Source organism: Pseudoalteromonas sp. (genome assembly GCF_041629635.1).
Classification (GTDB): Bacteria; Pseudomonadota; Gammaproteobacteria; order Enterobacterales; family Alteromonadaceae; genus Pseudoalteromonas.
Map to the genome: position 1 here is coordinate 1 of NZ_JBFKMX010000167.1, position 6,704 is coordinate 6,704.

9 protein-coding genes are annotated in these 6,704 nt (G+C 41.7%); all 9 read left to right on the top strand.

The window, feature by feature from the left end; translation table 11 throughout:
* The coding region (locus ABYD77_RS16810) for a class I tRNA ligase family protein (protein WP_372771254.1) at positions 1-354 on the top strand (354 nt) is incomplete at its 5' end.
* Positions 354-842 (top strand): LPS assembly lipoprotein LptE, encoded by a 489-nt coding sequence (gene lptE, locus ABYD77_RS16815; protein WP_372771255.1) that lies wholly within the window; start codon positions 354-356, stop codon positions 840-842. The genes ABYD77_RS16810 and lptE, both read left to right, overlap by 1 nt.
* Positions 842-1,897 carry a DNA polymerase III subunit delta gene (gene holA / locus ABYD77_RS16820; protein WP_372771256.1) on the top strand — a complete coding sequence of 352 codons (1,056 nt, stop codon included), beginning with the start codon at positions 842-844 and terminating at the stop codon, positions 1,895-1,897. The genes lptE and holA overlap by 1 nt, the downstream gene beginning before the upstream one ends.
* Complete coding sequence (gene nadD, locus ABYD77_RS16825; RefSeq protein ID WP_372771257.1) at positions 1,894-2,508, top strand: nicotinate-nucleotide adenylyltransferase; 615 nt, start codon at positions 1,894-1,896, stop codon at positions 2,506-2,508. The genes holA and nadD overlap by 4 nt, the downstream gene beginning before the upstream one ends.
* Before the next feature lie 61 nt (positions 2,509-2,569).
* Complete coding sequence (gene rsfS / locus ABYD77_RS16830; RefSeq protein ID WP_038641035.1) at positions 2,570-2,887, top strand: ribosome silencing factor; 318 nt, start codon at positions 2,570-2,572, stop codon at positions 2,885-2,887.
* Positions 2,888-2,891: 4 nt separating this feature from the next.
* Positions 2,892-3,362 (top strand): 23S rRNA (pseudouridine(1915)-N(3))-methyltransferase RlmH, encoded by a 471-nt coding sequence (gene rlmH / locus ABYD77_RS16835; protein WP_372771258.1) that lies wholly within the window; start codon positions 2,892-2,894, stop codon positions 3,360-3,362.
* Between the two features lie 16 nt (positions 3,363-3,378).
* A complete protein-coding gene (mrdA, locus tag ABYD77_RS16840) occupies positions 3,379-5,253 on the top strand; it encodes a penicillin-binding protein 2 (RefSeq protein WP_372771259.1) in 1,875 nt (624 codons plus the stop codon).
* Complete coding sequence (gene rodA / locus ABYD77_RS16845; protein ID WP_372771260.1) at positions 5,250-6,353, top strand: rod shape-determining protein RodA; 1,104 nt, start codon at positions 5,250-5,252, stop codon at positions 6,351-6,353. The genes mrdA and rodA overlap by 4 nt, the downstream gene beginning before the upstream one ends.
* 4 nt (positions 6,354-6,357) lie before the next feature.
* On the top strand, positions 6,358-6,704 hold a 347-nt coding region (locus tag ABYD77_RS16850), incomplete at its 3' end, for a septal ring lytic transglycosylase RlpA family protein (RefSeq protein ID WP_372771261.1).

Below are 6,704 nucleotides of genomic sequence, written 5' to 3' on the forward strand. Positions count from 1 at the left end.
AGCAACGATATTGCTATTGGCTATGAAGCGCTTGAAGCAATGATCATCATGCTATCACCAATTACACCACACGTATGTCATGAGCTTTGGTTAAGCTTAGGTAAAGACGGTGATGTAGTTGATGCACCATGGCCAACAGTTGATCAATCAGCAATGGTTGAAGACGAAAAGCTAGTTGTTGTGCAAGTTAACGGTAAAGTACGCGGTAAAATTACTGTGGCTGCTGATGCAGACCAAGAAGCAGTAGAAAAAGCAGCGTTTTCTGAGCCAAATGTGACTAAGTTCACTGATGGTTTAACTATCCGTAAAGTTATCTTTATTAAAGGTAAATTACTAAACGTGGTTGCTAACTAATGTTTGCACCACGCTTTTTACAAAACACAGCATTATTGCTGTGTTTTGTATTACTCGTTGGCTGTGGTTTTAAACTGCGTACCGCATCTGTGTTACCTGAAGATTTACAAAACTTGGTGGTAACTGCAAACAACCCTGATTCGCAACTGTTTGCCGAGCTGCAAAAAAGCTTAGCGTTAAGTAATATCAATACTACGGATGAATCACACGCAAGTGCTGAACTCAAACTACTAAATGATTCATTGACGCGACGCACCTTAAGTTTGTTTCCAAATGGTCAGGTTGCTGAACACGAGCTTATTTATACCGTTCGCTATCGACTTATCCGCGATCAACAAAAGCCAATTACCAACAGTTTCGAGCTCACCCGTAATTATCAGGATGACCCAGATAATGCACTGGCAAAATCGCGTGAAATGGAGCTTATTTTAAGCGAGTTACGAGCTCAGGCGAGCAACTTAATTATCCGTCAACTTGGCCAGTATTAATGCGCATTTACCCAAATCAAGTAGCAAGTAATTTAAAACAAGGCTTAGCGCCTTTTTACTTACTGTTTGGTGAAGAAGCATTTTTACTAAATGTGGCAGCCACTCAGATAAAATCAGCAGCGAAGTCGCAAGGCTTTGATGAAATAATCCGTTTTGCTGTATCGCCGCAGTTTGACTGGCAAGAAGTGTTACAAGAATACGCCAGCTTATCACTCTTCTCCAATCGCAAAATAATTGAACTTGAGTTAGGCGACAGTAAACCCAATGCTGCTGCCAGCAAATTATTACAATCGCTCGCACAAAATCCGAATCCTGATTGCATTTTAATGCTTAAAGGTGAAAAAGTTGGCAGCGATATTCAGCGTGGTGCATGGTTTAAAGCTTTTGATAAAGATGGCATTTTCATTCCTTGTTATGCATTGCAAGGTAACCAGTTATTTGCTTGGTTAGATCAACAATGCCAAAAACACCATTTACAACTTACAGCTGATGCTAAATCTCTGCTGGTCGAATACAATCAAGATAATTTATTTGCAATTGCGCAAGAGCTCGAGAAACTCTCATTGCTCGGTTTAAAAGGCAGTATTAGTGCTGAGGCATTAGCGCCGACTTTAGTTAATCAGTCGCGTTTGGATGTTTTTGACTTAAGTGATGCATTGCTTAAAGGTGATAGTGAGCAAATCAGTAAAATTGTACTCAAACTAAAACAAGAAAATGTTGAGCCAACCATTATTCTATGGGCACTTGTTAGAGAGTGCGAAAGCTTAGAGGCAATGGCTCGCGCAGTATCTCTTGGTGATAGCATCAGTAATGTATTGCAGCAGTTTAAAGTTTGGAAAAACAAACAAACACTTACTGAACGTGCCCTAAGACGTATTGATCAATCACAGCTAAATGCAATTATGACGGCACTGGCTGAATTCGATTTAGCCTACAAACAACACCTGCATATCGACGCATACCAACATTTGCTGCATATTTCATTGATGTTTATTGGTCCACTGCCCTTTGCAGTACCTTTCAATAATAAAGTCGAACAATACGCAAATCTATGATTGTTATTTTAGGTGGCACTTTTGACCCTATTCATTCGGGTCACCTCGCCTTAGCCAAACAAGCAAATCAGTTACTTAAGCCAGACAAAGTGCTTTTTATGCCATGTAAGCAACCTGTGCACAAAGCAACTTCTGGTATTACTAGCGCACATCGCATTAATATGATTAATCTCGCGATCCAAAATGACGCTAATTTTGCTATTGAATTACGTGAAATAAACCGTGACACTCCAAGTTATGCCCTTGAAAGCTTAATTAGTTTTCGCCAACAATACCCAACTGAACCAATCTTCTTTCTGATTGGTATGGATTCCCTCAATACCTTACACACCTGGTTCAAGTGGCAAGAATGCCTAGCCAATAGCAACTTTTTAGTATTTCAACGCCCTGGTGAAACCTTCCAGCCTGATCCTCAAGTCGCGCCCTATATCCAAGGAAATATAAACGACTCACTAGAGCAGCTACCGCTTGCAGGTCATATTTATTTAGCTCAACATCAACAAGTCGCCATATCATCATCAGAACTACGTTCAAATCTTATGCAATTGAAAAATGATTTCTTGCCAGAAGCGGTTTCTGACTACATAAAACAGCATCGTCTCTACCAATAAACCCGCTAGCCGTGTTAAAATTTAACAATTACACGAAATAAACCAGTTACTAGGAAATATTTTGGATCCACGCGAGCTATTAGACTTTGTTATCGACAAAGCAGACGATATTAAAGCTGTTGATATTACCACTCTTGATATGACAGAAAAATCTTCAATTACAGACTATATGGTAGTGTGCTCAGGTACCTCTAAACGCCACGTACAATCAATTGCTAACAATGTTGCACTAGAAGCAAAAGCACAAGGCATTGAAATCATCGGTACCGAAGGTCAACAAGAAGGTGAATGGGTACTGCTTGATCTTGGTGATGTTGTACTGCACGTGATGCAAGAAAGCGCGCGCGATTTTTATCAGTTAGAAAAATTGTGGAGCTAATATTGTGCGCATTCAGCTAATTGCTGTTGGCACAAAAATGCCAGCTTGGGTTGAAACTGGTTTTCAAGAATATCAGCGTCGCTTTCCACGCGATATGAGCTTGGAGCTAATCGAAATCCCCGCTGGCAAACGTGGCAAAAATGCCGATATTAAGCGCATTTTGCAACTAGAGGGTGAGAAAACACTCGCAGCCATTCCTAAAGGGAACAAAATAGTTACTTTAGAGGTCACAGGTAAAGCACTTGATACCCACCAACTCGCCAAAGAAATGAGCAAATGGCAACTGGATGGGCGCGACATCAGTTTACTTATTGGTGGTCCCGAAGGGCTTGCTCCTGAATGCATTGCAGCTTCAGAGCAAAAGTGGTCGTTATCAAATTTAACACTGCCACATCCGCTGGTTCGAATTATTGTCGCAGAAAGCTTGTATCGTGCATGGAGTTTGAATAATAATCACCCGTACCATAGAGAATAAGAATAAAATCAAATAGATGTTAAAACAACGCGCTACTATCAGGGATCATTCAGCCGAGGCTAATTTAGTCGCTCGTCGTGCGTTTGTGGCATTTATATTTGTTTTGATTGTGGTCGGCATTCTATTTGTTAACATCTTTAATTTACAAGTTAATCAGTACCAAAGCTATCAAACACGCTCCAACGAAAACCGCATTAAAGTCATTCCTATTGCACCCAACCGTGGCTTAATTTACGACCGAAATGGTGTATTACTGGCGGAAAATCGTCCGGTGTATAATCTGGAAGTGATACCGGAAGAAACGGAAAACCTCGATAAAAGTCTTAAAGAAATTGCTGGGTTATTTGATATTACGTCAGAGCAGCAAGAGGATTTTCTAAAAAGCATTAAACGTAAACGCCGCTTTAAAAGTCAAATTCTTAAATCACGATTAACGCCAGAGCAAGTTGCTCTTTTCTCAGTTAATCAACATAAATATCCCGGCTTTAGTGTTGAAGCACGCTTGGCACGCCATTACCCTTATGGGGATGCACTAACACATGCTCTTGGCTATGTTGCAAAAATAAACAAAGGCGAACATCTTGAACTGGAAATACAAGGAAGAGATGTTAATTATCGTGCCACACGCGATATAGGCAAGCTCGGTATCGAAAAATATTATGAGGAAATTCTTCACGGTACTGTTGGCAGTGAAGAAGTTGAAATCAACAACCGTGGTCGAATTTTAAGAACCTTAAAATCAACTGCCCCCGAACCAGGCAAAGATCTCATTCTAACTTTAGATATTGGGTTGCAACAAATTGCCCAAGCTGCGCTGGACGGTGCACGCGGTGCTGTTGTTGTGATGGATGCCCGTGACGGTGGCATTCTAGCGTTTTATTCCAATCCTAGTTATGATCCTAATCTATTTGTCCATGGCATTAGTGGTGCTGACTACAAAGCCCTGCTTAATCCAAATAGACCGCTTGTTAATCGTGTAACCAAAGGTGTTTATCCACCAGCTTCAACAATCAAACCGCACCTCGCTATTCTTGCTCTGGATGAGACTGTTGTAACAGAGCATACGCAAATGCATGATCCTGGGTTCTTTAAACTACCGAAAGCTGAACATAGATGGCGCGATTGGAAGCCATGGGGGCATGGGAAAGTGGACGTTTATAAAGCTATTGAAGAAAGTTGCGATACCTACTTTTATGAAGTGGGCTATCGCCTAGGAATTGATAGAATTAGTGAATTTATGTACCAGTTCGGCTTTGGCCAACTCACTGGTATTGATATTTTTGAAGAGAAAACAGCTAATTTACCCTCTCGAGAATGGAAAGAGGCAACATATAAACTACCTTGGTACCCTGGTGATACACCCAATATTTCTATTGGCCAAGGGTACTGGACCGCCACACCAATGCAAATAGCCAACTCCATGAGTGTAATTGTTAACAAAGGCCAGCGCTTTCAACCTCATCTTGTGTCTGCAACCAAATTAAGTGATCAAGTGCAAATTATTGCACGTGATGATAAACCTCCGATCCAACTTAAAAATGAGGCAAATTGGGATATTGCCTTGCGTGCCATGTACAATACCGTTCATCAAAGTAATGGGACTGCATACGACGCATTTTTTGGCGCACAGTATACATCAGGCGGTAAAACTGGTACTGCTCAGGTCAAAAGTATTGCTCAAGGTGAGCGCTATGATGAAGAGAAGGTTGATGAACGCCACCGAGATAATGCAATGTATGTTGGTTTTGCACCATTTGAAAAACCAGAAATAGTGCTGGCCGTTGCTGTTGAAAATACAGGCGGAGGCTCCTCTGTCGGTGCACCAATTGCGCGTACCCTAATGGACTATTATTTCTCAAATAAACCTGAATCACTGGTAGGTAAACCGTGAAAGCGCTTAATCACAATAAAACCATCTGGGATAGATTACACCTGGACTGGCCTTTGTTAGTCGCCATCCTGACTTTAATGGCTGGTAGCTTAGTGGTCGTTTATAGCGCCGGTGGTCAAAACATTGATTTAGTGATTCGACAAGCTACACGAATTGGCCTTGGTTTATTTGTGATGTTTGCCCTTGCACAAGTATCTCCAACAGACATGCGGCGCTGGGCATTGCCCATTTATATAGTCGGTGTAGCTTTGCTTGTTGCTGTCATCATGTTTGGTGTGTCCAGTAAAGGCGCGCAGCGATGGCTTTATATAGGAATTCGATTTCAGCCATCAGAAATAATGAAACTCGCGATGCCTATTATGGTAGCTTGGTACATTAGCCGCTATCATTTACCACCGAAATATCGCCATTTAGCGATTGGACTAGTTATCGTTGCCGTACCAACTCGTTTGATAATGAAGCAACCGGATTTAGGTACATCGATTCTTATTGCTAGTTCTGGTTTATTTGTCTTGTTTTTTGCAGGTCTTCATTGGCGTTTAATATTAGGTGCTTTGGCTGTTGCGCCTGTCGCTATTTATGGTTTTTGGCATTATGGTATGCACGGCTATCAAAAGACCCGCGTCTTAACCATGCTTGACCCTGAGAGCGATCCGCTCGGCGCGGGCTATCACATTATCCAGTCGAAAATCGCTATAGGCTCTGGCGGTGTCGAAGGTAAAGGCTGGACCCATGGTACACAGTCGCAACTAGAGTTTTTACCTGAAAGGCACACCGACTTTATATTTTCCGTACTGAGCGAAGAATTTGGTCTTATAGGTGTCACAATTCTACTTAGCCTGTATTTATTTATTATTGCTCGCGGTTTATTTATTGCCGTTAGTGCACAAGATGCGTTTGGCAAATTACTCGCTGCGAGCATCACCCTGACCTTCTTTGTTTACGTTTTTGTAAATATTGGTATGGTATCAGGATTATTACCTGTAGTAGGGGTTCCCCTTCCCCTTATCAGCTATGGCGGTACGTCCATGGTAACCCTGCTTGCGGGGTTCGGTATTATTATGTCTATTGCAACCCATAAGCGTATTTTGGTGAAATAACACAATGCAACACCTACTACTTTTGTTACTTTTAATATTTATCACAGCCTGCGCTCCATCAGGACGATACAATATGCGTCATGATGCAGCACCGTTACGGGCACCTTACCCCGAAGAAATGCGAGATGTTATTGTTACTTCAGAAAAGAAAAGTATTTCAGCCAGTCAGCCTTATGAAGTTCTTGGTAAACGATATATCCCGCTGCACAGTGAAGCTGGTTTTACTGAAACAGGCATTGCTTCATGGTATGGCCGTAAATTTCATGGCCACGATACGTCTAACGGTGAGCCTTACGATATGTTTGCTATGACGGCTGCACATAAGACCTTACCTTTACCCAGTTTTGTTCG